The sequence below is a fragment of the Chryseobacterium sp. Leaf180 genome (genome assembly GCF_001424585.1).
GTDB lineage: Bacteria > Bacteroidota > Bacteroidia > Flavobacteriales > Weeksellaceae > Chryseobacterium.
In genome coordinates, this window is the sequence record NZ_LMPJ01000008.1 from 109,475 (window position 1) to 134,997 (window position 25,523).

The 25,523-nt window shown below is 37.3% G+C and carries 25 protein-coding genes; 6 read left to right on the forward strand and 19 right to left on the reverse strand.

Going from position 1 to position 25,523, the window contains the following annotated elements:
* Positions 1-191: 191 nt before the first annotated feature.
* From ASG01_RS08230 to ASG01_RS08295, 14 genes are all read right to left on the reverse strand, one after another.
* Positions 192-1,325, reverse strand: a complete 1,134-nt coding sequence (locus tag ASG01_RS08230; protein WP_055862586.1) for a 3-hydroxyacyl-CoA dehydrogenase NAD-binding domain-containing protein — start codon at positions 1,323-1,325, stop codon at positions 192-194.
* An 85-nt stretch (positions 1,326-1,410) separates the two neighbouring features.
* Entirely contained in the window at positions 1,411-2,211 is an 801-nt protein-coding gene (locus tag ASG01_RS08235; protein WP_055862588.1) for an enoyl-CoA hydratase-related protein, read from the reverse strand.
* Positions 2,212-2,290: 79 nt separating this feature from the next.
* Positions 2,291-2,755 carry a 1,2-phenylacetyl-CoA epoxidase subunit PaaD gene (paaD, locus tag ASG01_RS08240; RefSeq protein ID WP_055862590.1) on the reverse strand — a complete coding sequence of 155 codons (465 nt, stop codon included), beginning with the start codon at positions 2,753-2,755 and terminating at the stop codon, positions 2,291-2,293.
* A 94-nt stretch (positions 2,756-2,849) separates the two neighbouring features.
* Positions 2,850-3,599 (reverse strand): 1,2-phenylacetyl-CoA epoxidase subunit PaaC, encoded by a 750-nt coding sequence (gene paaC, locus ASG01_RS08245; RefSeq protein ID WP_055862592.1) that lies wholly within the window; start codon positions 3,597-3,599, stop codon positions 2,850-2,852.
* Positions 3,600-3,733: 134 nt separating this feature from the next.
* Positions 3,734-4,015, reverse strand: a complete 282-nt coding sequence (gene paaB, locus ASG01_RS08250) for a 1,2-phenylacetyl-CoA epoxidase subunit PaaB (protein ID WP_034695796.1) — start codon at positions 4,013-4,015, stop codon at positions 3,734-3,736.
* Between the two features lie 123 nt (positions 4,016-4,138).
* A complete protein-coding gene (gene paaA, locus ASG01_RS08255; protein ID WP_055862594.1) occupies positions 4,139-5,077 on the reverse strand; it encodes a 1,2-phenylacetyl-CoA epoxidase subunit PaaA in 939 nt (312 codons plus the stop codon).
* 125 nt (positions 5,078-5,202) lie between these two features.
* The gene (locus ASG01_RS08260; protein WP_055862596.1) at positions 5,203-6,288 is read right to left on the reverse strand and encodes a 2Fe-2S iron-sulfur cluster-binding protein; all 1,086 of its coding nucleotides are present in this window, start codon (positions 6,286-6,288) and stop codon (positions 5,203-5,205) included.
* On the reverse strand, positions 6,285-7,604 hold the full coding sequence (locus tag ASG01_RS08265; RefSeq protein WP_055862598.1) for a phenylacetate--CoA ligase family protein: 1,320 nt from the start codon (positions 7,602-7,604) through the stop codon (positions 6,285-6,287). The genes ASG01_RS08260 and ASG01_RS08265 overlap by 4 nt, the downstream gene beginning before the upstream one ends.
* Positions 7,605-7,719: 115 nt before the next feature.
* Positions 7,720-8,295, reverse strand: a complete 576-nt coding sequence (locus ASG01_RS08270) for a TetR/AcrR family transcriptional regulator (RefSeq protein WP_055862600.1) — start codon at positions 8,293-8,295, stop codon at positions 7,720-7,722.
* Between the two features lie 72 nt (positions 8,296-8,367).
* Positions 8,368-9,519: a hypothetical protein gene (locus tag ASG01_RS08275; RefSeq protein WP_055862602.1), complete on the reverse strand. Its 1,152-nt coding sequence runs from the start codon at positions 9,517-9,519 to the stop codon at positions 8,368-8,370.
* Positions 9,520-10,338 carry a hypothetical protein gene (locus ASG01_RS08280; protein WP_131725345.1) on the reverse strand — a complete coding sequence of 273 codons (819 nt, stop codon included), beginning with the start codon at positions 10,336-10,338 and terminating at the stop codon, positions 9,520-9,522. It lies immediately after the preceding gene.
* Positions 10,339-10,635: 297 nt separating this feature from the next.
* Complete coding sequence (locus ASG01_RS08285) at positions 10,636-11,424, reverse strand: hypothetical protein (RefSeq protein ID WP_055862606.1); 789 nt, start codon at positions 11,422-11,424, stop codon at positions 10,636-10,638.
* 11 nt (positions 11,425-11,435) lie between these two features.
* Positions 11,436-12,224, reverse strand: a complete 789-nt coding sequence (locus ASG01_RS08290; protein WP_131725346.1) for a hypothetical protein — start codon at positions 12,222-12,224, stop codon at positions 11,436-11,438.
* A 12-nt stretch (positions 12,225-12,236) separates the two neighbouring features.
* Positions 12,237-12,953: a hypothetical protein gene (locus ASG01_RS08295; RefSeq protein WP_131725347.1), complete on the reverse strand. Its 717-nt coding sequence runs from the start codon at positions 12,951-12,953 to the stop codon at positions 12,237-12,239.
* Between the two features lie 415 nt (positions 12,954-13,368).
* Here ASG01_RS08295 and clpB point away from each other — a divergent pair, with 415 nt between their 5' ends.
* Positions 13,369-15,960: an ATP-dependent chaperone ClpB gene (gene clpB, locus ASG01_RS08300; RefSeq protein ID WP_055862612.1), complete on the forward strand. Its 2,592-nt coding sequence runs from the start codon at positions 13,369-13,371 to the stop codon at positions 15,958-15,960.
* A 72-nt stretch (positions 15,961-16,032) separates the two neighbouring features.
* On the opposite strand, the gene ASG01_RS08305 is transcribed toward clpB, so the two are convergent.
* Entirely contained in the window at positions 16,033-16,737 is a 705-nt protein-coding gene (locus ASG01_RS08305; RefSeq protein WP_131725348.1) for an FKBP-type peptidyl-prolyl cis-trans isomerase, read from the reverse strand.
* A 439-nt stretch (positions 16,738-17,176) separates the two neighbouring features.
* On the opposite strand from ASG01_RS08305, the gene ASG01_RS08310 reads away from it, so the two are divergent.
* Positions 17,177-18,172, forward strand: a complete 996-nt coding sequence (locus ASG01_RS08310; protein ID WP_055862617.1) for a zinc metalloprotease — start codon at positions 17,177-17,179, stop codon at positions 18,170-18,172.
* A 71-nt stretch (positions 18,173-18,243) separates the two neighbouring features.
* On the opposite strand, the gene ASG01_RS08315 is transcribed toward ASG01_RS08310, so the two are convergent.
* Positions 18,244-18,447 carry a hypothetical protein gene (locus tag ASG01_RS08315; RefSeq protein WP_055862619.1) on the reverse strand — a complete coding sequence of 68 codons (204 nt, stop codon included), beginning with the start codon at positions 18,445-18,447 and terminating at the stop codon, positions 18,244-18,246.
* 2 nt (positions 18,448-18,449) lie between these two features.
* Complete coding sequence (locus tag ASG01_RS08320) at positions 18,450-19,865, reverse strand: S8 family peptidase (protein WP_082498327.1); 1,416 nt, start codon at positions 19,863-19,865, stop codon at positions 18,450-18,452.
* 268 nt (positions 19,866-20,133) lie between these two features.
* On the opposite strand from ASG01_RS08320, the gene ASG01_RS08325 reads away from it, so the two are divergent.
* The 4 genes from ASG01_RS08325 to ASG01_RS08340 all read left to right on the forward strand — a co-directional run bounded on the left by ASG01_RS08325 (position 20,134) and on the right by ASG01_RS08340 (position 22,826).
* Positions 20,134-20,775, forward strand: coding sequence for a hypothetical protein (locus ASG01_RS08325; protein WP_055862620.1), 642 nt, complete (start codon positions 20,134-20,136; stop codon positions 20,773-20,775).
* A gap of 190 nt (positions 20,776-20,965) precedes the next feature.
* Positions 20,966-21,427, forward strand: coding sequence for a hypothetical protein (locus tag ASG01_RS08330; protein WP_238584528.1), 462 nt, complete (start codon positions 20,966-20,968; stop codon positions 21,425-21,427).
* A complete protein-coding gene (locus ASG01_RS08335; protein WP_055862622.1) occupies positions 21,406-22,188 on the forward strand; it encodes a sensor histidine kinase in 783 nt (260 codons plus the stop codon). The genes ASG01_RS08330 and ASG01_RS08335 overlap by 22 nt, the downstream gene beginning before the upstream one ends.
* A complete protein-coding gene (locus ASG01_RS08340; protein WP_055862624.1) occupies positions 22,185-22,826 on the forward strand; it encodes a response regulator transcription factor in 642 nt (213 codons plus the stop codon). The genes ASG01_RS08335 and ASG01_RS08340 overlap by 4 nt, the downstream gene beginning before the upstream one ends.
* A gap of 39 nt (positions 22,827-22,865) precedes the next feature.
* Here the strand turns inward: ASG01_RS08340 and ASG01_RS08345 are convergent, their stop codons facing one another.
* A complete protein-coding gene (locus tag ASG01_RS08345; RefSeq protein ID WP_055862626.1) occupies positions 22,866-24,731 on the reverse strand; it encodes a M1 family metallopeptidase in 1,866 nt (621 codons plus the stop codon).
* A gap of 89 nt (positions 24,732-24,820) precedes the next feature.
* Positions 24,821-25,087, reverse strand: a complete 267-nt coding sequence (locus tag ASG01_RS08350) for a hypothetical protein (protein ID WP_131725349.1) — start codon at positions 25,085-25,087, stop codon at positions 24,821-24,823.
* Between the last annotated feature and the right edge of the window lie 436 nt (positions 25,088-25,523).

Sequence of the window (25,523 nt, forward strand, 5' to 3'; positions counted from 1 at the left end):
AAGAGATGGCCAATAAATATTCCGATAAAGTAAATTGTGACAAATCCCCAACTAAACATTCTTTCGTGGGTAGTTTCATTTGTAAACCGAAGATCAGTTAAATAGAAAATACCTCCAACAAAAAACGTTGAAAATACAGCTATTGCAAAAGATGAAATGATCTTATTCTTTGTCATTTTAAAACTAATTATTTACAGCTTTCTCAACAAAGGGCTTTGTCTGTATCTTTCCTCCTGATATTCTTCGTAAAGATTCTGTAAAGTTTTGGAGATTTTTGAATAACCGATTTCTTTTCCCCAAGCCAATAATCCTTTTGGATAGTTTACTCCTTTCTGCATTGCAAGTTCCAGATCTTCATCAGAAGCAAAACCTAATCTTTTTGCTTCAACTGCTTCATTGATGAGCATTGAAATAATTCTTAAAAATATTTGCTGATAAAGAGCATCATCTTTTACAGGCTCTGGTTTTAAAGCGCCTTCAGCATAATCGTAGAAACCTTTTCCTGTTTTTCTGCCGTGAAGTTTTGCTTCAGACATTCTTTGCTGAAGAAGGGATGGCTTGTATTTCGGGTCGTAGAAATATTCGTTATAAACCGTTTTTGTTACCGAGAAATTCACATCAACACCGATCAAATCCATGAGTTCAAAAGGTCCCATTTTGAAGCTTCCGATTGTTTTCATGGCATCATCAACCTGCTCTACCGTTGCAATGTTTTCTTCAACGATTCTCAAACCTTCACCATAGTAAGGACGGGCAATTCTGTTAACGATAAATCCTGGAATATCTTTCGCAATCACAGGTGTTTTGCCCCAATCTTTCATGAGGTTGTACATTTTTTCAGCTAAAGATTTTTCTGTAATTAAAGATGGAATAATTTCCACCAAAGGCATCAATGGAGCCGGATTGAAAAAGTGAACTCCGATGAAACGCTCCGGTTTTTGTAATTCTGCACCTAGAGAAGTGATAGAAATGGATGATGTATTGGAACCAATCACACAGTTTTCCGAAACATGTTTCTCTAATTCTGTGAAAACTTTGGTCTTGATTTCTTTATTTTCAATGATGGCTTCGATTACGAGTTCGCAATCTTTGAAGTCCTTCAATTCGGTAGCGATGGAAATATTAGATAGAATTTCGACCATTTTCTCTGATGAAATCTTCTGTTTATCGACCAATCTGGTTAAGGTTTTTTCCAAACCTACGGTTGCCGTTTCTACTTGTTTTGCATTGGCGTCATAGACCCAAACTTTGCATCCGTTTGTTGCGGCTACTTGTGCAATGCCGATTCCCATCGTTCCGGCACCGATAATTCCTACGTTTTTCATTATTTATAGATGTTAGAAGCCAGAAGTTAGAAGTTAGACTTTTGAAAACTAATTTCTAACCTCTAATTTGTAAATTCTATAATTTTTACTTTCCTTTATATTCAGGTTTTCTTTTCTCTAAAAATGCACTTACACCTTCCTTGAAATCTTCTGTTTCAGCGGCTTCCTGCTGTAAATCTCCTTCCAGTTCCAATTGATCTTTCAATGAATTATTATAAGAAGCAGCGAATGCTTTTTTGGTTAATTTTAAACCAACAGTCGGCATATTCGAAACCTTTTCTAAAATTTCCATTGATTTTGAATTGAATTCTTCTTCAGTGAAAACCTCAGCAACCAAACCATACGATTTTGATTCTTCAGCAGATAATTTTTTGCCTGTAAATGCTAAATAATTCGCCAATTGTCTTCCCAATAATTTGGGCAAGAAGTATGTTCCGCCGGTATCAGGAATCAATCCGATATTGGAGAATGCCTGAGCAAAATAAGCTTTGTTATTCGCTAAAACAAAGTCACAAATCAACGCCAACATTGCACCAGCTCCAACTGCAGGACCATTTACCAAAGCAACCACAGGTTTTTTGCAACGGGTAATTTCCAATACCAAAGGATTGTAATAGTCGGTAACAATTCTTCTGATAATGTCATTTTCGTGATGCTCGTTTCCCTGAGTAAATGCATCATCCAGGTTTTGACCCGAACAGAAAGCTCTTCCACGTCCTGAAATTGCTACACATCTTACCGTAGAATCATTGCTGCATTCCTTAATGAAATCTTTCAAATCTCCTAGAGACGGCTTTGTAAGCGCATTCATAGTATCGGGCTGATTGAGGTAAGCGATTTTTAGTTTACCGTCAAAATGTGATTCAATATCGAGTTGTGTGTACATAGTATTAATTTTTTTAATTTGAAAATTCTGATTTCACTACTAATTTACTCATTTTCAAATTAGCACACTTTCAAATTATTTAGTGGCATTTAAAATAATCAAACGGCTCCAGACAGTCTGAACATTGGTAAGAAGCCTTACACAAAGTAGACCCGAATCTGCTGATTTGCTTAGAGTTCATCGAGCCGCAACGCGGACATTTCTTCGGCTTCCCGATGTGATGCTCGTCGGCACCTTTTTCGGGAGGTGAAATTCCATAAACACGGAGTTTTTCTCTCGCTTCATCAGTTATCCAGTCTGTTGTCCAAATCGGAAACATTTTGGTGACCACTTTCGCATCCCAACCGTTTTCTTTCATGATTTTCATGATGTCTTCCTCAATGGTAAACATAGCGGGACAGGCAGAATAAGTCGGCGTAATCGTTACTTCACAAGAATTCTCGCTTGTAACTTTTGCTTCTCTTACAATACCTAATTCCACGATATTGATTACCGGAATTTCCGGATCGGGAACTAATTCTAATATTTCTAAAGGATTTTTCATAATTAATTTGAAAATTTGAAAATGTGCTAATTTGAAAATGATGCGTCGCTCGTAATTTTCAAATTATCTAATTTTCAAATTAACTCATTGATTTTTACCACGTACAGCCCGGATACGCTCTCTGCATATACTGCAATTCACAAAGCATAAATCCGAAATATTCTGTGTGATATCCTGTTCTTGATTTTGGCTGCATAAAAGGATTCGTAGGATATTCCAAACCGAAATCTGCAAAATCTTTGGTGGTAATCGAAACAAAGTCTTCATACAAAGCATCAGTATTTGGAGCGATGTTTAAAGCAATTAAATCATCTTCACCTTCTGTTTTTGCGAATAAACCTTTGGTGTATTCCCAGATATTTTCCAGGCTTCTTTCCAGGCGCATTTTACTTTCTTCAGTTCCCTGTCCGAAAATTTTCATCCATGAAGCAGCGTGAGTATAATGGTATCTTACTTCTTTCAAAGATTTCTGAGCGATGGCAGAAAGTTCTTCATCGGTTGAATTGGATAATGCTTCATACATCAGTTTCTGATACACAGAAAAAACATAAACTTTAAGAATCGTCTGAGCATAATCTTCGTTGGGAAGTTCCGTCCAGTGCGCATTCAGATATTCGTGCTCGTATCTCAGGAAAGCCAAATCATCTTCACTTTTTCCGTTATCGGCAACTCTCGAAGCGTAAACGTAAAAATTATTCGCCTGACCAAGCTCATCCAAAGCAATGTTTGTCAATGCAATATCTTCCTCAAGATAAGGACCTTCACCACACCACGCAGACAAACGCTGTCCCATAATGAAACTGTCGTCCGCAAGTTTTAATAAATAATTATATAATGGGTTCATTATTTTTTAATTTGAGAATTTGAAAATCAGTTAATTTGAAAATTGATTGACTGCCTTAATTGAAATTTGAGAATAAAAAACGTCGTTAAAGTCATTGTCAAATTTTCAAATTAACACATTTTCAAATTATTAATCTACATATTTTTCACATCGTTTGGAATCTCGTAAAACGTCGGGTGACGGTACAATTTGTCATCAGCCGGATCAAAGAATGCCTCTTTATCAATTCCTTCTGAAGTCACAATATATTTACTTGGTACAACCCAAACAGAAGTTCCTTCTTTTCTTCTTGTATAAACGTCTCTTGCATTCTGCAAAGCCATTTCTGCTGTTGGTGCCTGTACAATTCCAACGTGTTTGTGAGATAATCCCGGTTTAGTCTGAATAAACACTTCCCACATATCTAAATTTGCCATAATTAATTTGAAAATTTGAAAATTCGGTAATTTGAAAATTGATTAAGTGTCGTAATTGAAAATTTGATTATAAATAAAACCGCTAAGTTCATTTTCAAATTCTCAAATTAGCACCTTTTCAAATTATATAACTTCTTTTTGTTGTTTCTCAGCAAAAGCCTTCGCCGCCTCTTTTACCCAAAGGTTTTCTTGTTGCGCTTTTACTTTTGTCTGCAATCTTTTCTTGTTACAAGGTCCGTTTCCTTTTAAGATTTCCATGAATTCACCCCAAGGAAGTTCTCCGAAATCGTAATGTTGTCTTTCTTCGTTCCATTTTAAATCTTTATCCGGAACAGTTAAGCCTAAAAACTCAGCCTGAGAAACCGTAACATCCACAAAACGCTGACGGAGGCTGTCGTTGCTTTCTCTTTTCACCCTGTAATTCATAGAGATTTTAGAGTTGGGAGAACTGTCATCATTAGGACCAAACATCATCAGGGCCGGCCACCAGAACTGATCTAATGATCGCTGTGCCATTTCTTTCTGCTGTTTTGTACCACGGCAAAGTGCCATTAAAATCTCGTAACCCTGTCTTTGGTGGAAAGACTCTTCTTTACAGATTTTCACCATAGCTCTTGAATAAGGACCATAAGAATTCCCCATCAACATGACCTGATTCATAATCGCTGCACCATCAACCAACCAACCGATGGCACCGATATCCGCCCAGCTCAAAGTTGGATAATTGAAAATACTTGAGTATTTCGCTTTTCCTTCCAACATATCTTCGTAAGTCGCATCTCTGTCGGCTCTGATGGTTCCGTTTCCTAAAGTTTCGGTTGCAGAATACAGGTATAAACCGTGCCCTGCTTCATCCTGAACTTTAGCCAAAAGAGCCATTTTTCTTCTCAAAGAAGGTGCTCTGGAAATCCAGTTGGCTTCCGGCAACATCCCGACAATCTCAGAATGTGCGTGCTGTGAAATCTGACGAACCAATAATTTTCTGTAATCATCGGGCATTACATCTTTTGGTTCTACTTTATTTTCGTCGTGTACGTATTGTACAAATTTTTCTAAATCCATAATCTTTTAATTTGAAAATTTGAGAATTAGTTAATTTGAAAATTATTATAAAAGTCTGACAACTTGAAAATTTATACCCTATGAAGGTATTTTCAAATTTCCAAATTAGAACATTTTCAAATTATTTAAACATCATAATTGAGCATCACCACATTCGTTGTCGGGTGACACTGGCAAGTCAGAACAAAACCTCTGGCTACTTCGTCTTCGGTAAGTGCGAAATTTTTCTCCATGAAAACTTCTCCTTCGAGAACTTCCGCTTTACACGTACAACAAACTCCCCCTTTACATGCGAAAGGTACAGGAAGATTGTCTTTCAATGCTTTATCTAAGATACTCTCTTTTTTTGAATTCAAATGGAACGAATATTCATCATCATCGATAATCACCGTTACCATACTTTCAATATTGGCGATTGCCTTGAATTCATCGCTCATTTCCGCAGAATCTTCTTCGTCCGGAGCTGAGAAATATTCAAATAAAACCTGAATCGCTGGAACTTTTTTATCTTTCTTCAGATAATCTGAAATCCCTTTAATCATATCCGAAGGTCCACAGATAAAATAAGTAGCTTCCTTCACGTCGATGTCTGTATATCTTTCAAATAAATGGTCTAATTTTTCCGGAGAAATTCTTCCTTCAAAAATCGGGTCAGCGTGTTTTTCACGGCTTACCAGATAAACCACTTTCAGCCTTCCGCTGAACTGTTCTACCAGCTGATCAATCTCAGCTTTTTTCATCACATGATTCATGCTTCTGTTGCTGTAGAAAAGATAAGCGTTTGAATTGGGCTCCTGATAAAGACTTTCTTTAAGATTAGAAAGTATAGGGCTTATTCCGCTTCCTGCAGCCAATCCAACATAGGTCTTTGTGTTGGTCGGATGATAAGAAGTATTGAAACCACCCATTGGGGGCATCACTTCCAAAACCTCATCCATGTGAAGATGCTCATTAAAATATCCGGACACTTTTCCACCTTCCAAAAGCTTTACCAAAACTTCCAGCGTGTTGCTTTTTTCGCTCGGCGCATTGCAGATAGAATAGGAACGGCGCTCTTCGTTACCGTTAACCATCAGTTTAAAATTCAGATACTGCCCCTGTTTGAATCTGAATTTATCTTTCAGCTCCTCAGGAATTTCCAATGCAACGTTTACCGCATCATTGGTATCTTTCTGAACTTTTACAGTTTTTAATTTATAAAATGAATTCATTTTGTCTTTAGTATTCTGTTAATTTTTCCACCTTCACATTTTGGAAGACTGTCCTGAGCATGAATTTTCACTTTCGTAGTAATTCCTACCCGTTTTTTTATTTCGTTTTCGATGCTTTTTCCAAAATTTCCTGCGAAAATAAGATATTCATCTGAATTTATATTTAAATTTTCCGCGGCCACCAATTCATCATTAATTTCCACATCAATATCGAGTGCCACACACATCTGTTCTTTCTCAACCGGCGTTAAATAATAATTGGGAACCACGCCTTCTATATGAGAAAAAGCCTCTTCAATCTGACTTGGATAAACATTTACGCCTCTCACAATCAGCATATCATCTGCTCTGCCAAGAATTGGTTTCATTTTAACCATGGTTCTTTTGGCATTTTCGTCGTAGTAGAGACTTGTAATATCATTTGTCCAGTAACGGAGAAGCGGCATTGCTTTTTTAGTCAGCGTTGTAATCACCAAAACGCCTTCTTCTCCGAAAGCGACGGGTTGTTTTGTAACCGGATGTAAAATTTCAGGATAAAAATGGTCTTCCCAAATGTAAGATCCGCCTTTTTCCTCAAAATCCTCCATCGAAACTCCTGGTCCGATAATTTCACTTAATCCATAAATATTGGTTGCATGAACCCCCAATTTTTCTTCAATATGATGTCTTATCAATTCCGTCCATGGTTCTGAACCTAAAACGGCATATTTTAAACTGATTTCGTCTGCCGAGATTCCTCTTTTTGCAAATTCATCAGCGATCGTTAATGCATAAGACGGTGAACAGCAGATCACTTCAGGTTTAAAATCTATAATTAAATCAACCTGTCTTGTCGTCATTCCTCCCGAAATCGGAAGAACGCTCATTCCTAATTTTTCTGCTCCGTAATGAAGACCGAGTCCGCCTGTGAAAATTCCGTATCCATAGGCATTGTGTAACTGCATTCCCGGTTTTGCACCTGCTGCATTCAACGATCTTGCAACCACTTCACTGAATAAGTCAATATCTTCTTTTGTATATCCTACCACCGTTGGTTTTCCGGTTGTACCGCTTGAACAGTGAATTCTTTGTAATTCATTTTTCGGAACCGTAAATAATCCGAACGGATAATTGTCTCTTAAATCCTGTTTGTAAGTGATGGGGAGTTTGGAAATATCTTCGATCGACATAATATCGCCTTTAGAAATATTTAAATCCTCAAACTTTCTTCTGTAGAAATCTGATTTTTCCAAAAGATAATCAATCAGTACCTGCAATCTTTCTGACTGAAGCTTTCTCAACTGACTAATTTCTAAAAATTCAACATCAAATCTCATCACTAACTAACATTTGTTAGGTAAAATTAAAAAGAAAAAAAAACCTGTGCAAATAATTGGGAAATTTTATATAATTGTGTAGATATGAGTTGCCTGAAATAAAGCTTTCTATAAATTAATTCCGGTTTCCAAGTAAGCCAAAAAGAATTTTATCGCGAATCTCATCCCTGATTTCAATTCCGGATGTATCGTTTCTTTTAAACCAAAAATAAGAATTGTTGAGTGTATGCAAGATAAAGCGCGTTGTAAATGCAGAAGAGCGAAGTTCCCAGCGTTCAGCGGTATAAATTTCAGTAATCAGCTGCTCGACTTCCTGTTGATAATTTTTCCTAAGCTCAATAAACTCAGGCAAACGCACCTCCAGATGTTTCCATTCATTGGAATAAATGTGCGTCACATCGCGGTTTTTTAACACAACCGAAAGATGACTTTCGATAAATAAATCAAGCTTTTCACGCGGCGGAAGACTGATGCTCTTTATACGCTGAAGTTCGGAGAAAAATTCATTTGCAATTCCGAAACAAATCCATTCTAAAATTTCTTCCTTTGAGCGAATGTGAGCGTAAAGGGAAGCCGCTTTTATATTAAGCCGCGTGGCAAGATCGCGCACAGAGCTACCGAGATACCCTTTTTCTTTAAAGAGTTCAACGGCAACATCCAAAATATTCTGCTGTTTTTCTTTGAGCTTCATAGCGCGGTTTCCAAAAATAGAAGTCAGCTTTTCGCTGAGATCTGCAAATATATTGAATTTTAAATCACCAGATTATTCATCTTCTTTTTGAGATTTCGTGAATGCCTTTTTAATTAAATTAAAGCTTATGATATAGAACATCACCGTTGTAACTAACTGTGGTGCAATATACAACTCATTAAATTTTAATAAAACTAAATTTTTCAGCATTTCAAAAATGTAGAGCGGAAAATTAAGAAGATCTTTCCAGTAATAAATTAGTTGTATCGCTACAAAATACACCAGAACCAACGTGTTGAAAATGCCGTACAGCAAAACGAAATAATCCTTTGAAGTATTTGTTTTGATTTTCTGAAGTGGACTGCGAAGCCACGATTTCACCTCATCATTTGAACGCGACTGCAGATTAGGAACTGAAGAAATATCTGATAAAAGCCAATAACCATCTGATCTGATGAACGGAATCAGCTGGACGAAAGTGTACAGCGCGAGCATGTAGGCCATGTACAAAACCATTTGATTTTTGGTAAAATAATATGCTATAAGCGCAGCAAGCATACACCAAAGCTGCATGTAAACTCCGGCAAGATTGGCAATGACGCGCTCATCACGCCTGGCATGCCAGATCGAAGATATATTAGAATAAAAAATCGGAAAGATAAAATATACACCAAAACCGATTTCGCCGTTTTTCTTCACAAAACGTCTGCAAGCGGCAATGTGACCAAGCTCGTGGAGAAAAATTGTCGGTGCGTATAAAAGTGTGATCCAAAGAACAGGAAATTTTTCTGCGGACGGAACTTCGATTAGAATAATCAAAAGCAGACCAGCAAGGGCTAGAATACTGAATGCAATCCAGAAAAAAGTTTTCTGAAATAAAAACAATAAAGGCTCAACAATTTTTCCTGCGAGAGATGCAGAAATTAGTGGTTTTTGAAATTTTATGAAGCTTTTCTGTTTTTCCGTACTTACAACATCACCTTCAAAAACAGGAATTTTAGAAAAAATACTTTTCGCGAAACCTTCAAATTCTTCGGGAGAAATATTTTCTGAAAAAGCGCTGTTAAATTTTCTGGCAGCCGTGGTGTAAGAATCAGATTCGAATAAAATATCCAAAACATCTTTGCTCTGACCGCTGATGATAAAATGAAGATCTGAAATCTCCAGCACAAACTTGTCCTTTTGATAAGGCGAAATAAAAAAATCTCTGCGAATGAGCGACACTTATTTTGACGTTAGTTTACTGATCAGCTGTTGGTTACTTTCCATCATATCAACCGCGTTATCAAGCCACAAGGTAAGATTTTTTAATTGAAACTTCTCTGCTGAATTTTTAGCGGAAAGAAATTTTTCTTTAGCGTAATATGTGAGTTTTTCGCCAATTCCCGAAACATAAAGAACACGCTCGCGAAACTTTTCCAGATTGCTGTTTTCATCGAGATCATTTTCTGTCATGAAATTCTGCACTTCAGAATGTACAAAAGTCCATTGCCCGGAACGTTCGTCAGCATCAAAATCCTCCAGATCGTCATTCATTTGCATGGCTTTGAAAATATTTGCGAACAAATCTTCCAGCATATGCGTTTCGATCTTAGATTCAAAAAGATACTTCATCCCGCGAATCGGAATATAGGCCAACGCATGTTTCGCATCTGCATAATCCTCAAAATCAACATTCGAAATTCTTTCCCGCGTTTTGTTAAACTGCTTTTCTTTAAGCAATATCTGATAATATCTGAAGTTTGTCTGATCGAGATCTTCCCAGAAGGGATGCTCTTTCGGGAAAATATCAAGAAGCAGTTTTATTGATTCCTGATGATTTTTCGTCAGATTATAAAGTACATTATGTTCTTTGCTGTAGAGATTTTCGAACTGATAATCGCCATCAATAAGTTTATCAATTTCAAATATAAAAAAGCAGAATTTCTGCACGGCCTCAGAAAATTTAGAGAAAAGCGCTTTATCATTAATAATAAAACTGTCTTTCAAAAACTCTACCTGGCTGCTGAAAAAAAGAGTTGAAATATTTTTGGAATTGCTCATCAGATTGTATTTAAATTTAATAGGAAAAAATACCTGAGCCAAAAGACTCAGGTAGATTATTCAAAGAATTTGGAAAACTAGTTTCCTCCTCCACCTTGTCCTGGATTACTCGGTGGAGTTGTTGGTCCACATGGTGGTTTTGGATTACATGGATTTGGCATGCAGTAAAAAGTAAACTCTTTACGTTCTTCCAATTTCTCTACTGAGAAGTTTGCCAATTTTTCATTCAATTTGTTCATAATAAAAAAATTTAAAGGGTAAATAAATATGTAAAAAACTATTAAAGTCTGTTTAAGATTAAAGTGGTCGTACAAAAACGTTCAGCTTGTCACCGTTTCCATTACCAAAAGTCACACGAAAATCATCACCGTTTCCACTGATTCCTCCGCCAAGTAATACAATGGTATAAGTGCCGGCTGGCAAAACAGTTTCTGTAGTTGCGCTCAGTTTGAAATTATTCAGAGAACCAAGCGTAGCACCATTAGTAAAAGATGTTGCATCGCTTATATAAGATGTGTTTAATGGAAGACCGCTGGCCGCTGGTGCTGATGTAAACTGTAAAACTGCTCCAATGGATTTTGCTCTACCGTTATTAATAATATTTCCTGCAGTTGTAGAAGCATCAGCAGAAATTGTTGAGCTTATGTACACCATTGACCTTCTATCCAATGTAAAAGTACTTGTCAGTAATGGCGCAGATAGCTGATAATTTAAGTTTCCAGTAATTGTAAAATTTACAGGAGTTGTAATCGCATCAGAGCCTGGGGCTGTGTAGCTGTAAGAAGTTTCTCCTTTTACCACCAATGCTTCACCGTTTGCATTTACATAATACGGATTTAATGTACTCGCAGCTGTGAAAACCGCCGGATTATTGGTAATATTTAAACCGTCAATACGTACTGTAGGTGCAATTAATGCAATTCCTGAAGAACCCACGTTTGCCGTGATGATATTTTTGGTTCCGCTTACATGAAGTTTCTGTTGAGGATTATTGGTGTTAATGCCCACATTGCCAGACTGCGCGGAATAAACGCTGCTTACAAAAAGCGCGGTAGCAACAGGTAAAAAATGTATAAAGTTTTTCATTATTTGTATTTTTATTGTGCGGGATATGCTACGATGCTCATGGTATCACTTCCTAATCCGTTCGCCACTCTAATAGGAGTTGCAGATGTCTGTGTATCGATATATGCACTTACTTCCACAGTATAAGAACCAGCTGGTAAATACAGACTGTCTTCAGAATTAGAATAATAAGGTCCTACAGTTGAGGCGTTATTTACGACATTAGTGTATCCCTGAAGCGATTCACCAAAATAGGCGTTAGCTGCAGTGGAAATTCCAGCAGGCGCTGTTGTAAATCTAAACTTGGTTCCCCAAATTCTGCTTGAATTATCAACAATAGGCAATAAAGTAACAGGAGTTGTAAATTCAAAACTTGTTACAGCACCGAATTTTACAATACTTGGATGCGCAAGAACGAAAGAGAAAGATCGCAATGGATAATTATTAGATCCGACAATCGTTTGTATAGAAATGACAGGAGCCGCATTTGCAATATAATCTGTCTCAGCATTTCCTGGCGAAATAGCATCGATCATTACCAGAGGAATAACAGGTAGAGATGCCAGTACTAAATCACCTGTTGAAGTTGCAGATACTGGGCGTAGTCTTTCGGTAATTGACTGGTTTGTATTATTTAAACCTTCAATCCGGACAGTAGGCGTAACTACATTCACTCCTGTCCCCGGAATATTTGTCGATGTGGAAGCTCCAGAAACATGGAGCGCTTTTTGGGCAGCAGCATTGTTTAAGCCAATCCCCACCTGAGCATCAATCTGTGAAGAGAGCAAAAAAGCTCCGGCAAAAAAATATATTTTTTTCATCATCATTTGTAATTAGTTGTATGAGATTGGCGTAATACTTACACGCATCTGCTGATTGGTTTGATTGATATTGTTTACGCTAATAGGCAATGCTGCACTTCCAGAAAAACCGTATAGAGAAACCGTATAAGAACCTGCAGGCAAGACTAAATCTTTTCTTGGCTCCAGATAGAAAATACCGTCAAGCTGATTGCTTCCAGAAGTTGTACTTACAGAAATAATCTTATCGCCGAATCTGGTATTTGTAGCAACACCCGCCGGTGCAGAAGTGAATTTATAATAACCTCCAAATGATCTTGCCTGTCCGTTATCTAAAACTCCGTTGTTGATATTGGTATTAATTGTAAAACCTTCTCTGGACTCAAAATGTACGAGCGATCTATAAGCAAGAGTAAAAGTAAGACTTGTTACAATTCCTTCATTTCCTCCTGTAATCGCGGTAGCGGGTAGTTGTATATTTAATAAGGTATTCTGTTGAGCATTATTAAGAATCACCAAGTCGCCGTTAGCATTTGCGAAAACCCTTTTTTGAGAATTCGCATTTTCATGCGCAGTATTTTGTGTACTGTTCAATCCGTCTACCCTCATAATATTTTGGCTCACGCCAGATGAAGTACCAGATACATGCAATGTCTGTTGTGGGGAGTTATTATTAATCCCTACTTGTGAATGCGCAATACCACAAGCAGTTAGCCCGAAGATAATAGAGTATATATTTTTTTTCATCATGTGTATAGCTATCATTATTATGGGCAAAGCTAAATCTTTCATTTAAACCAAACAAGAAAAAAAAGTGAAAATTTTTAATCATTTTCTTAAATTTTTATTAAAATACATAAAAACACTTATCAGCAACTGAATTTTTTAAAGTAAATCACTTTTAAAAGACTAACTCATTGCTTTAATAAATTCTTTTCGGTAAAAATGTCACTTCCCTTTTACCTAATTTTTAATACATCGGGAAAATTTGTCACATTTTGCTGCGATTTCGTTAATAGAACATTTCTTGCAATTCACCAAAATGACCATCTGAAATGATCTTAATTAAAACATTTTTGACAGATGGAAATTAAATAGAAAAGATCAGCAGAAATTTGGTCTGAAATCTGATACCACAATTTAAAACCGAGAAAAAAAATACATTATGAATCTGAATCAATATACCGTAAAATCACAGGAAGCCATCCAGGCTGCACAGCAAGTGGCAATGGAATTTGGCAATCAGCAGATAGAACCTCAACATCTTCTGGAAGGAATTTTTCAGACGGATGAAAATATTTCACCTTTCTTACTGAAAAAAGCCGAAGCAGATGCTACCTTGGTAAGAGAGCGTAACAGAGAAAATTTAGAAAGACTCCCAAAAGTACAGGGCGGAAATATTTACCTTTCACAATCAGCAAATAAAGTTTTGCTGGATGCGCCGAACATCGCTAAAAAAATGGGCGATGAATTTGTAACCATCGAACATCTTTGGCTTTCACTTTTAGAAACAAATTCTGAGGTTTCAAAAACTTTGAAAGATATGGGTGTAACCAAAAGTCTTTTGGAAGGCGGAATTAAAGAATTAAGAAAAGGCAGCAACGCAACATCTGCAAGCTCAGAAGAAACGTATCAGTCCTTAAAAAAATATGCTAAAAACTTCAACGAACTCGCTGCAGAAGGAAAACTCGACCCGGTAATCGGTCGTGATGAAGAAATCAGAAGGGTTTTACAAATTCTGTCGAGAAGAACGAAAAATAATCCGATTCTGATTGGTGAACCTGGTGTTGGTAAAACCGCCATCGCAGAAGGAATTGCCCACAGAATTATTTCCGGAGATATTCCTGAAAATCTGCAGGATAAAACTTTGTATTCTTTGGATATGGGTGCTTTGATTGCCGGTGCAAAATACAAAGGCGAGTTTGAAGAGCGTCTGAAATCTGTCGTGAATGAAGTTATTAAGTCAGATGGGCAAATCATTCTTTTCATCGACGAAATCCACACTTTAGTAGGAGCCGGCGGTGGTGAAGGCGCAATGGATGCAGCGAATATTCTGAAACCCGCTTTGGCAAGAGGAGAATTAAGAGCCATCGGCGCAACCACTTTGAATGAATATCAAAAATATTTCGAAAAAGATAAAGCTTTAGAAAGACGTTTCCAGAAAGTGATGGTGGAAGAACCGGATACAGAATCGGCGATTTCTATTCTTCGTGGAATAAAGGATAAATACGAAGCACATCACAAAGTAAGAATCAAAGACGAAGCAATTATTGCTGCGGTAGAAATGTCTCAACGATATATTTCAGACCGATTCTTGCCGGACAAAGCGATTGATTTAATTGACGAAGCTTCGGCTAAACTGAGAATGGAAATCAATTCAAAACCTGAAGAGCTGGATGTTCTTGACAGAAAACTCATGCAGATGGAAATTGAATTGGCAGCCATTTCAAGAGAAGGAAGCCAAACCAAAATCGACCATTTAAAGGAAGACATTTCAAAAATTTCTGAAGAAAGAAATGAAATCAATGCCAAATGGCTTAAAGAAAAACAAAAATCTGAAGATTTAACGTCCATTAAAAAAGATATTGAATCTCTGAAACTTGAAGCTGAAAGAGCATCAAGAGCCGGAGATTATGCGAAAGTTGCTGAAATACAGTATGGGAAAATAAAAGAGAAAGAAGATGCTCTGCAGAAACTCGAACTGGAGATGCAAAACCATCAGAATGAATTGATTAAAGAAGAAGTAACCGCAGATAACATCTCCGAGGTAATCGGAAAATGGACGGGAATTCCTGTTACAAAATTGCTTCAATCCGAAAGAGAAAAATTATTACATCTTGAAACTGAACTTCATCACAGAGTTGTCGGTCAGGAAGAAGCTATTGAAGCGGTTGCAGACGCCATCAGAAGAAACAGAGCGGGTTTAAGCGACGAGAAAAAACCGATTGGTAGTTTCTTATTTTTAGGAACAACCGGAGTTGGTAAAACAGAGCTGGCAAAGGCTTTAGCTGAGTTTTTATTCGATGATGAAAACAATATGACGAGAATCGATATGAGTGAATATCAGGAAAGACATTCGGTTTCTCGTTTGGTTGGTGCGCCTCCGGGATATGTGGGTTATGATGAAGGCGGACAGTTGACGGAAGCGGTGAGAAGGAGACCTTATTCAGTAGTGCTTCTGGACGAAATTGAAAAAGCGCATCCTGATGTTTTCAATACATTATTGCAGGTTTTGGATGATGGTCGTTTGACGGATAACAAAGGCCGTGTTGTGAATTTCAAAAATTCAATTATCATTATGACTTCGAATCTCGGTTCGCACATTATTCAGGAGAATTTTGAAAATATTACCGAGGAAAATCAGGATGAGATTGTGGACAAAACTAAAATTCAGGTTTTTGATTTATTAAAACAAACCCTTCGTCCGGAATTTCTCAACAGGATTGATGAAACGGTGTTGTTCCAGCCTTTAAGAAAAAAAGAAATCGGAAAAATCGTTCAGTATCAGCTGAGAGGTTTCAATGATCTGTTGCTGAAAAGAAACATCATTATGACCGCAACACAGGACGCTCTGAATTATTTGACCAACAAAGGCTATGATCCTGTTTTCGGAGCAAGACCTTTGAAAAGAGTCATTCAGCAGGAAGTTTTAAATAAATTATCAAAAGAAATTCTCGCGGGAACCGTGAACGACGGCGACAGAATCACGTTGGATTATTTTGAGGAAACAGGTTTGGTTTTCAGACCGGCAGAATAAATTTCAGATTATATAAAAACAAATTTCCGCAGACAAACGCTGCGGAAATTTTTATTTTAAAACTGAAAATTTTTACTTAATTCCAACCAATTCCACATCAAAGATGATCGCAGAACCGCCAGGAATTGCTCCGCCAGCTCCTTGGTCGCCATACGCCAAATCTGAAGGAATGTAAAATCTGTATTTCGCACCTTTGCTCATCAGCTGAATACCTTCTGTCCAACCTTTGATTACACTGCTTAAGTTAATATCCATGGGAGCTCCGCCGTTTTTATCGGTAGAATCAAAAACAGTTCCGTCCATTAATTTTCCGGTATATTTTACCTGCACAACGTCGGTTGCTTTAGGCTTAGTTTTACCGTCACCTTCCTGCAAAACCTCGTACTGAAGACCAGACGCAGTGGCTTTGATTTTTGGATTGCTTTTGTTTTTTGCTAAAAACTCAAGGCTTTTTTTCTTGTTTGCCGTTGCCTGTACACCTGCTTCAGCCTGCTTTTTCTCGCCCTGCTTCTGCATAAAACCCTGCATGAAGGTATTCATTTCTTCTTCAGGCATCAGTTTTTTTGTTCCAGCCATTTCTTCTTTGATTGCCTGAGACAAAAGATCAGCATCCACTTTGAAACCCTCTTTTTTCATATTCTGAGCAATGTTCAAACCTATATAATAAGATGCTTTTTGGTCATCTGTATATTTACTAAGGTCTTGTTTGTCATTTTTCTGAGCACAAGAAATGCTGAATGTTGCTATGCAAAATAATGCAATAGTCTGTTTTTTCATTAATAAAAAATATTTGCTGTTAAAATTCAATTATTCCTGCAAATCTATCATTTCTTAAAGAAATTTTAAGCTTAATAATCATTCGGAGCATTTTTTTGTGATGAAATTTTTAAAATTTAACAATATGCTTCATCTGTATTGACTATAAAATTTTCTTTTGAGCGCTGTCTATATTCAATTTTCAGTGTTTTAGTAATCAAAAATATTTATGATAAGTCACAAATGATAATTTAACTTTCTATAAAGGCAACCGCATTTTAACATCATACAGAAGTGATAATTTAAAAAAATAAATATAATACTCAAATTGTGAATTATATCTAATTTAAAACAATTTATATTATTGAATGAATAATACTTTTGGTGAAAATTCTAAAAATCTATTGTTCATTTAAAATATTAGTTCTAATTTCATTTTATAATAAATAAATATATGTCTATGAAAAAAGTTTTTTACGGTGCACTTGCAATAAGTTTCGTAATTGCGTGCAATAGTGATAATGTAAATAATCAACAGGAAGAATCGTATACAACAACCGGTGCAACTGGCGGCTCGGCACTTCATCGAGGTTGTGCATCAGAGGAAATCCGAAAGGAAGCTTTGCAGAAAAGCCCGGAACTCAGACAGAAGCTAAATGAGATTGAAGCAAAAACAGCGCAGTTTGAAGAAAATTTGAAACTGGGAAGAGTACTTTCAGACGGAAGTGTAGAAATTCCTGTGATCGTAAATGTGCTTTACAGAACTTCAGCAGAAAATGTTTCAGATTCGAGAATCGCGGAGCAGATTGCTGTTTTGAACGCCGATTTTACCGGAACCAACAGCGATGCTTCAAAAATTCCGACGGCCTTTCAAAGCTTAAAAGCGGGTGATACAAAAGTACGATTCAGACTGGTAAACACGGTTAGAAAATCAACCACGAAAACCAGCTGGACAACCAATGACGCGATGAAGAAAACCTCTACTGGCGGAATTAATGCGACTACACCAAGCAATTATCTCAATATCTGGCTTGTTGGCGGAATGGGCGGCGTTTTAGGTTATGCGACTTTCCCGGAATCTTCTGGACAGTGGAATGACGGCGTAGTTATCGCTTCACCTTATTTTGGAAAAAGCGGCGCTTCATCGCCTTTCAATCTTGGAAGAACCGCAACACACGAGGTTGGACATTATTTAAATCTAAGACATATTTGGGGTGATGCAAACTGCGGAAACGATTTGGTAGCCGACACCCCGACGCAAACCGGTGCAAATTACGGTCAGCCATCTTATCCTTTATATAATACCTGCAGCGGAACGCAGCGTTCTGTAATGTTTATGAATTACATGGATTATGTAGATGATGCAGCGATGTACATGTTTTCTACAGGGCAAAAAACAAGAATGCAGGCTGTGGTGGCTTCTTCAGGAGCAAGATCAGGCTTGAGAGTTTATTAAATTCAATTTTAAAATTAAAAAAGGCAGTTCAATTTCTTGAGCTGCCTTTTCTTTTTAAATAATTCTTTTTTTCAGATACTCACATTATTTTCCTCTTCCACATTTTCTACTCCAATAATACTTTTGATCTGGTGCCGCGAGAGATTTCCCTGTTCTGCAATGATTACATTAATCATATCTAAAACTTCCAAAACCTGCACATCTTGCTTTCTAAGTTCTTTGGCGACGCTTTCCAGCGAACCTTGCGAAACTGAGATTAACCATTTCTTTTTCATATTTACCGTTCTATAGGCCCAATCGGATCAATCGGGAAATTAGGTTTCACCGGAATATTTGGATCAATCAAAATCGGTTTTGGAAAAGGAAAAGGTACCAGCGATCTTCTTTTGGTTGGCGCCTGTACCAAACCTGCCCCGACGTCTCTTCTTGGTAAAGGTAAAGTTTTCGCCGTAGAAAGAAGTTTGTTCCAGAGATTCATTCCGCGCAAACCGCTTGCCTGAGCCCAAAGCGCAGCAATACCCGCAACGTGTGGCGTTGCCATACTTGTCCCGTTCCAAGAAGCATATTTGGTCGGAAGTTTTGTTGAAGAATAAACACCAACTCCGGGACCGGCAATATCTACCGCGCCGTACGCAAGATATTGTCCACCATTTGAGAACGAAGCAACATTCATATTAACATCCACCGCACCAACTGCCATAATTGACGGACAGTTTGCCGGATGAGAAACCGGTTTGATAACGCCGGGCCGAGTAGAGTCATTTCCTGCTGCAGCAATGATCAAAGTTCCCAAAGAAAGCGCTCTTGCCGCAGCCGTTTCAAAAACAGCAGAAAAACCCGAATTATTGGTTGGCGCACCAAGCGACATACTTACTACGGCACAGCCATTGGCAATCGCCCAATTGATTCCTGCAAGAATTCCACCGTCTGCACCCGACCCTGAATTGGCCAAAACTTTTCCGATATAAATGTGCGAAGCATACGCAATACCGTAGCGTTCCGAAGCATTTGGCGAACTTAAAGGTCCGCAAGCCGTTCCTGTACAGTGCGTTCCATGCCCATGACCGTCCTGAGTTGCCTGACCGGAAATAAAACTCTGCTGAATAATCGGTCTTCCTGCAAAATCAGGATGATTAAAATCAAAACCGGTATCCAGAATCGCTACTTTTATTCCGGCGCCGTTGTAAGGATTTTGCGTAAGAATAGTCGTTGGCGTCACATTGGTAGCTTTCAAGCCCCAAGTCGATCCTACAGATTCTACATCAGCTTCCATCGGCATATAATCCTGTTCGTCAGAATTTTTTCCCACCAGCATTTCGGTAAACTGATTAACCGCATCGCGATAACCTTCCACGTATCGCTGCGAAGTATCATCAAGCATAGAAATCGCATGTACAACGCGTTCTCTTTCCACAATGATCTGATTTTCTGAAAGTGTACTAATTGAATTTGAAAGTTTCGGATTTTCGTTAACGATGGCAATTCCGAGTTTGTCTAAAATAATTCCATCGGTTGCCTCCAAATCCTTCATTGTAAAGTATTCATTTTCAAAATCGAGCGAGCTTTTTAGATTTAAACCGCTCAGTTCGTTTACAGAACTGATAGAATTTGCACTTTGAGAACCTTCCGGAAGCAGTACAAGAAATTTACCTGTGTACTCTGTTTTCTCTTCTTTTTTTACATTTTTTGACATGATATTGAATTTTATTTATTTGATGCCTACTCTTTCAGGATTTTCGGCGAACTCCTTTTTAAATTTTATTGATGTTTAAACACAGGTCAAAATTGCGAAGACACAGAAAGAGAAAAGTCAGTGGTTTAACGAAAAATGAAGAAAGAATAAACGGAAATTACAACCGTAGAATCACGGTAAATACTTCAGGGAAAGCCCTGCTGATTTTCTGATGAAATTTTTCAAATTTTACAGAATAATATCTAATTTTAAATAAAAATCTATAACCATGAGAACTGAAAATCTATCTATTGAACAAATTTTTATTTATGCCTGCGTTTTCGTCGCCGGCGGAATTGTTTTTCTGCTGATTAAAAAACTGACAGAAAATTCCGGCAACTCGCCCTCTCAGCCGGAAAAGCCAAATACGATGCCCGCCAATCTCATCCAAAATATGGTCAATAATTACCGCAACAATCAGCTCGCGGCGATTCAAAATAATCTGAGAATTGAAGATGCGCAGTCGGTAAGTTTTGATATCCGGACGATCAAAAATTTCATTTCAAGCATCGAAAAAGAGAGCAGCAGCAGAAATTCGGCGATCAGCGAGAAAGATTTGGGCATCCGTTTTTATTACGCAGCATATCCGGAAGATCTCAGTGCACCAGATTTTTCACTTTTAAATAAAGATTACGCTCGAAAACATACGATTATTATGATTCCGACATTGAACAGACTCGATGAAAACGGAAATTATTTGGATTTTGATTTTAATCCGCTGGACGAAACTTCTTATAAAGGAAGTGAGAGAAGAGAAACAGTTGGCGAAACGAGAATGATGGCGATGAGCTCAAGATCTGGTGGTGATGTTTTGGCGCAGAATCACGGCGGACTGATTCCACCAAATTCTATCGCTCCTCTGGAATATTAAAATGGAAAATCTGCAGTTTATTCTTGAATATACTATTTACTTTTCAGAAGGAATTGCTGCTTGTGTCGCTATCTATTATTTCAAATTTTTAAAAGAAAACCGCTGGAAATTTTTTGCATATTATCTAGTCAGCATATTTATATTAGACCTGTTCGGACGATTCGGAAATTTATTTTTCGATTTCCCAAAAATGTATTACTACAATTATCTGGTGATTCCGTTTCAGTTTATTTTCCTTTTTTGGCTTTATACACGAAGTTTCAAGCGGAAATCAGGAATGTTTTGGCTCTTTGCTTTTCTGTATCTGATTTCTTTTCTGCCGAGCGAACTGTACTTCAGCAAAAGCACTATTATCAATTCGTTTAATTATACATTTGGCTGTTTTTTGCTTTTAATGCTGGTGATTTCAGAATATGCGAAACAACTGTATTCCGATGATATTTTGAATTTCAGACAAAACAGAATGTTTTACATCAATCTCGGCGTCACTTTATTTTATATCGGCACGCTGCCTTTTTATACATTTTATAAAATTTTATATTATGGCTACAGCGATCTGTGGCAGGTTTACTGCACATACGCGCAGACTTCAGATATTCTGATGTACGCTTTATTTTCAGCATCTTTTATATGGGGAAAACAGAATTATTAGTCACGCTGATTGTCTTCAATCTGTTTTTCGTGATGTTTGTCATCGCGATCGTTTTATATATCAATAAATACCGCGCCCGCAAAAAGGAATATATGAACGAACTGCAGATTAAAAATGAAATTCACGAAAAGGAACTTCTCACGATGCAGATCGAAATTCAAAAAGATACGATGCAGCAAATCGGGCGCGAACTGCACGATAATATCGGGCAGAAACTCACTTTGGTAAGTCTTTACGCGCAGCAGTTTCTATACGAAAATAAAACTGAAGGAAATGAACAGATAGATCAGATTTCACAGATTACGAATGAGTCGCTTCAGGATCTTCGGAATCTCTCCCTAACGCTGACGGACGACAATATTCAGCAGAAAAATGTCGTGAGCCTGATTGAAAATGAAGTGCAGAAAATAAAATCGCTGAAGAAATGCGAAATCTTTTTTGAAAATAATTTTATAAAAGATGATCTGAGCTTTTCAGATAAAAATGTTTTGTTGAGAATTGTGCAGGAATTTATTCAGAACAGCATTAAACACAGCAATTGCAAGGCAATTCACATCAATCTGGAATCATCCGAAAATTTACTTTGGAAACTGAGCATTAAAGACGACGGAAAAGGTTTTTCAGAAGATTTAATAAAATCAAACGGAATCGGGCTTTCAAATATGAGAAAACGCGCAGAGATCATTAAGGCAGATTTCAGCTTAAATTCAAAAGAAAATGAAGGCACAGAAATAATCATTCAGTCAAATAAAAAACCATGAAAACAACTGTCGTGATCGTCGATGATCACATTTTGATTGCCAAAGCGCTGGAAAATATCATCAATAATTTTGCAGATTTTGAAGTGCTTTACGTATGCGAAAACGGCAAAAGACTTCAGAAGAGCATTATTAAAAATGATCAGAAACCAGAAATCATTCTTCTCGACATCAGCATGCCGGAAATGGATGGTTTTGAAACGGCGCTTTGGCTTCAGCAAGATTTTCCGGATATCAAAACGATGGCGCTTAGCATGCAGGGCGACGACAACAGCGTGATAAAAATGGTGAAAAACGGCGCCAAGGGATATTTATTAAAAAATACACATCCAGCAGATCTTGAAAAAGCGTTGAAAAGAATGCAGGAAGATGGTTTTTACTATCCGGAATGGGCATCGAAGATTATTTTTTCGAATTTTAAAAACAAAGAAGAAAATCCGGAGATCAAATTTTCTGAGCGTGAAAAAGAGTTTTTAAAATTTGTGGTGAGCGAAATGAGCTACAAAGAAATCGCCGACAAAATGTGCTGCAGTCCGCGTACTGTCGAAAGTTACAGAGATCAGCTTTGCGAAAAACTTGACCTGAAAAGCCGGGTCGGTCTTGCAGTTTTTGCCTTGAAAAACGGTTTCGCAGAATCATAAAAAAAACCTTTTCAGATGATGAAAAGGTTTTTAATACTTTTAAAATGATTTCTGATTGTCTGCCGGTGTATAATCCATAAAGATACCGCCATCGAGATTGATGGATTTAAGTTTTTTCTTAGCCGGAATTTTCAGATTGGTGATTTTCTGATCTTTTTCCCAAACTGCCGGTGTGAAATGACCTCTCTCAGTTGTACCGTCTGAGTACGTCAAAACCACATCAAACGGGACTGCAAATCCCCCAATGTTCTCAACCGTTAAGACCAATTGCTTATTTTGCTCACTTACAGTTGCAATCTTCAAATCGATGTAATTGTTTGTGTAAAACCAATTATTAAAGAACCAGTTGAGATTTTTCCCAGAGCCAGTATTCATTGAGTAAAAATAATCCCACGGAATCGGATGTTTGCCATTCCAGTTATCCATATAATGATGCAGCGCTTTTTTAAACAGTGGATCGCCGAGATAATCTTTCAGAGCGAGATACGAAAGTGATGATTTCACATAGGAATTATTGCCGTAGCCCGCGCCGCTCACCTGAGTACTCATCGTGATAATTGGCTGATCCTGTTCAGCTGACGGATCTAAAATCCATTTTTTTACCCTGAAGTTTTTATAAAAATTTTCTGCGGCTTCTTTACCGTTTTCGTCGATGCCGATGAGATATTCTAAAGTCGTTGCCCAGCCTTCATCCATAAAAGCGTACCGTGTCTCGTTGATTCCCATATAAAAAGGAAAATATGTATGCGCGATCTCGTGATCGGCCGTCAACCTTGCATCCTGAAGATCATCCGGAATACTGGTATCGTTGATCATCATTGGATATTCCATATCGGCAAAACCCTGAATTGCCGTCATTGCAGGAAAAGGATATTCTACACCTGGCCAGTTTTCTGAAAACCATTTCAGATTATAGCGCATCCATTCGGTATATTTTTCAAAATCTTTCGCGCCGGCTTTGTATGCAGACTGCACACTCGCTCTTTTGGTTTTCAACTGTACACTTGAAGCGTCCCAAACATAATGGTTGCTTAAAGCAAAACAGAAATCGGTGATATGATCTGCCTTAAATCTCCAGATATTCCAAGCTTTATTTTTGGTGACTTTGCCAGATTTCATTTCACTTTCATCGGCTATGTGAATGATCTTATCGCTATTTAAAGAAGTCTTATACCGTTCTAAATATTTCGTTTCTAAAACTTCTTCCGGATTTTGAAAAGTTCCTGTAGACCAGACAACGAAATCTTTAGGTGCGGAAATAGCAAATGAATAATCATTAAAATCATTATAAAACTCCTGCCGGTCGGTATGCGGAATCATATCCCAACCATTATAATCGTCGTACACAGAAATTCTCGGAAAGGAATATGCAACGTAAAAAGTTTCAGGATCAATCTGCCCTTCGCGCCCGCTTTCTACCGACAGCGGATATTCCCACTCGATTTTTACTTCAGACTGCGTTTTAGATTTTAAAGCAGAATTCAGTTTCACACGCTCCACAGTTCCCCAGTTTTCACTGTTGACATTGTACTTTTCGCCGTTTACGGCAAAAGATTTAATTTTTAAACCTGATGAAAGAAAATTTTGTGAGACAGAACCTGAACGTGGTGATTGTGGCTTGTGTAGATTATTTACAAAACGAATCGCCAGAAAATTCAAATCATCAGGACTGTTATTCGAGTAAACAATGGTTTCTTTTCCCGAAACTATTTTCGTCTGGTCATCGACTTTTACATCTACTGTGTAAATGCCTTTGTTTTGCCAGTAATTTTTTCCTGGTGCACCAGAACGGTCACGAGTGCCTTTATCATAAGCTTTCTTAATATTTCGCGGCATGTAAAGATCCTGCGAAAAAGCCTGTTGTGAAAGAATAATGACAGCAAGCGTCAGAAATATTTTTTTCATATTTTAAACTTAAAATTTTAGGTATAGACAAAAATAAAAAAACTTCCCTTGTAAAGAGAAGTTCTAACCCGCAGCAACAATTAAAGTTTCTATAAAACTTTGCTGAAACTAAATACCTCGGCATATCGACTTTCTGAGATTTTTGTCATGAAATGTCCATACTCAGGAAATTTCACCCCTTCTTCGCTTGCAAAAAACAAAAGATTTTCAACAGCATCATATTTAATGATAATCCTGTCGAAACTTCCGTTATCTGCTTCACATAAAAACCGTAAAATCTCATTGATAGAAAAGCCATGAATTTTAATTTCGTCTTGATTTTTTCCCAGCGGCAAGTTGATTTTAATTTTTTCCATCCTTGTGTTTGTATTTCTATATTCTGTTTTTTTATTTTCTAGTTTTACCAAAAAGCAAGCCATCATAAATGATTTTTCACCTTTTGCGGTTAAAAAATTTCTCATAAACCATCAACAGTAAGTGAATTAGACCAGAAAATAAAATATGTGGTATTTATTATTAAAAATAATATATCACATCCCAATTTGTGACTTATTCACTTACAAAAGTCAAATGTAAGTATTTTAATTACTTACCCACAAATAAAAATCACTGCCAAAAGTGTTAAATTTTTTCAAATAAAAAACGGGCGATGAGGTATATTATTATCCTTATATAATAGATTAAGCAGAAATTAATATCTCATAATTTATGATAAGGTCGAAACATAATTCAACTACTCGATTTTAGATAAACAATTGATAACGATATTGATAGAATTTCAAAGCCATAAAC

What these genes read in the sequence shown, in the direction of transcription:
- ASG01_RS08230 (WP_055862586.1), bottom strand. Translation starts at nt 1,325, where the DNA reads ATGAAAAACGTAGGAATTATCGGTGCCGGAACGATGGGAATCGGCATT.
- ASG01_RS08235 (WP_055862588.1), bottom strand. Translation starts at nt 2,211, where the DNA reads ATGTACACACAACTCGATATTGAATCACATTTTGACGGTAAACTAAAA.
- paaD (WP_055862590.1), bottom strand. Translation starts at nt 2,755, where the DNA reads ATGAAAAATCCTTTAGAAATATTAGAATTAGTTCCCGATCCGGAAATT.
- paaC (WP_055862592.1), bottom strand. Translation starts at nt 3,599, where the DNA reads ATGAACCCATTATATAATTATTTATTAAAACTTGCGGACGACAGTTTC.
- paaB (WP_034695796.1), bottom strand. Translation starts at nt 4,015, where the DNA reads ATGGCAAATTTAGATATGTGGGAAGTGTTTATTCAGACTAAACCGGGA.
- paaA (WP_055862594.1), bottom strand. Translation starts at nt 5,077, where the DNA reads ATGGATTTAGAAAAATTTGTACAATACGTACACGACGAAAATAAAGTA.
- ASG01_RS08260 (WP_055862596.1), bottom strand. Translation starts at nt 6,288, where the DNA reads ATGAATTCATTTTATAAATTAAAAACTGTAAAAGTTCAGAAAGATACC.
- ASG01_RS08265 (WP_055862598.1), bottom strand. Translation starts at nt 7,604, where the DNA reads ATGAGATTTGATGTTGAATTTTTAGAAATTAGTCAGTTGAGAAAGCTT.
- ASG01_RS08270 (WP_055862600.1), bottom strand. Translation starts at nt 8,295, where the DNA reads ATGAAGCTCAAAGAAAAACAGCAGAATATTTTGGATGTTGCCGTTGAA.
- ASG01_RS08280 (WP_131725345.1), bottom strand. Translation starts at nt 10,338, where the DNA reads ATGAGCAATTCCAAAAATATTTCAACTCTTTTTTTCAGCAGCCAGGTA.
- ASG01_RS08285 (WP_055862606.1), bottom strand. Translation starts at nt 11,424, where the DNA reads ATGAAAAACTTTATACATTTTTTACCTGTTGCTACCGCGCTTTTTGTA.
- ASG01_RS08290 (WP_131725346.1), bottom strand. Translation starts at nt 12,224, where the DNA reads ATGAAAAAAATATATTTTTTTGCCGGAGCTTTTTTGCTCTCTTCACAG.
- ASG01_RS08295 (WP_131725347.1), bottom strand. Translation starts at nt 12,953, where the DNA reads ATGATGAAAAAAAATATATACTCTATTATCTTCGGGCTAACTGCTTGT.
- clpB (WP_055862612.1), top strand. Translation starts at nt 13,369, where the DNA reads ATGAATCTGAATCAATATACCGTAAAATCACAGGAAGCCATCCAGGCT.
- ASG01_RS08305 (WP_131725348.1), bottom strand. Translation starts at nt 16,737, where the DNA reads ATGAAAAAACAGACTATTGCATTATTTTGCATAGCAACATTCAGCATT.
- ASG01_RS08310 (WP_055862617.1), top strand. Translation starts at nt 17,177, where the DNA reads ATGAAAAAAGTTTTTTACGGTGCACTTGCAATAAGTTTCGTAATTGCG.
- ASG01_RS08315 (WP_055862619.1), bottom strand. Translation starts at nt 18,447, where the DNA reads ATGAAAAAGAAATGGTTAATCTCAGTTTCGCAAGGTTCGCTGGAAAGC.
- ASG01_RS08320 (WP_082498327.1), bottom strand. Translation starts at nt 19,865, where the DNA reads ATGTCAAAAAATGTAAAAAAAGAAGAGAAAACAGAGTACACAGGTAAA.
- ASG01_RS08325 (WP_055862620.1), top strand. Translation starts at nt 20,134, where the DNA reads ATGAGAACTGAAAATCTATCTATTGAACAAATTTTTATTTATGCCTGC.
- ASG01_RS08330 (WP_238584528.1), top strand. Translation starts at nt 20,966, where the DNA reads ATGTATTACTACAATTATCTGGTGATTCCGTTTCAGTTTATTTTCCTT.
- ASG01_RS08335 (WP_055862622.1), top strand. Translation starts at nt 21,406, where the DNA reads ATGGGGAAAACAGAATTATTAGTCACGCTGATTGTCTTCAATCTGTTT.
- ASG01_RS08340 (WP_055862624.1), top strand. Translation starts at nt 22,185, where the DNA reads ATGAAAACAACTGTCGTGATCGTCGATGATCACATTTTGATTGCCAAA.
- ASG01_RS08345 (WP_055862626.1), bottom strand. Translation starts at nt 24,731, where the DNA reads ATGAAAAAAATATTTCTGACGCTTGCTGTCATTATTCTTTCACAACAG.
- ASG01_RS08350 (WP_131725349.1), bottom strand. Translation starts at nt 25,087, where the DNA reads ATGGAAAAAATTAAAATCAACTTGCCGCTGGGAAAAAATCAAGACGAA.